Raw genomic sequence first — 517 nt, 5'->3', positions numbered from 1 at the left:
ATCGCCATACCAGAGATGTTCACATGCGTGCCTGTTGTTTCTTGATTCGGGAAATTGATGTAAACCGCATCAGCCCAAGCTTTTTGCTCTTTGTCGTTAACCATTTTGCCTAGGTAGTAGCTGTTACCCAAAGAAACATCACATAGACCTTCTTTGATCGCTTTTACTTGTGCACGGTCGTTACCTTGAGGTTTACGAGCAAGGTTCGCTTTCACGCCTTCCAACCATTCTTTCGTTTCTGCTTCGCCGTAGTGAGCGATCATCGAAGAAACAAGAGATACGTTGTATGGGTGCTTGCCGCTGCGAGTACAAATCTTACCTTTGTATTCTGGTTTGGCTAGATCAGCATAGTTAAAGTCCGCACCTAGTTTGCCAACACGGTCGCGAGAAGAGTAAACACTACGAGTACGTAGCGTAAGTGCAAACCACTCATTCTCTTTGTCTTGGTACTGAGCTGGTACATTTTCTTCAATGATCTTGCTATCAACTTTCTGAACTAGACCTTTGTTTGTCAGTT

At 44.1% G+C, this 517-nt stretch carries 1 protein-coding gene; it reads right to left on the bottom strand.

The features are described 5' to 3' along the window. Positions 1–515: ABC transporter substrate-binding protein (locus R7040_RS29930; protein WP_318098117.1), on the bottom strand; the 515-nt coding region annotated here is incomplete at its 3' end. Positions 516–517: the final 2 nt, after the last annotated feature.

It is taken from the genome of Vibrio sp. 1069 (assembly GCF_033340555.1).
This window is presented reverse-complemented; position numbering and strand designations above follow the sequence as displayed.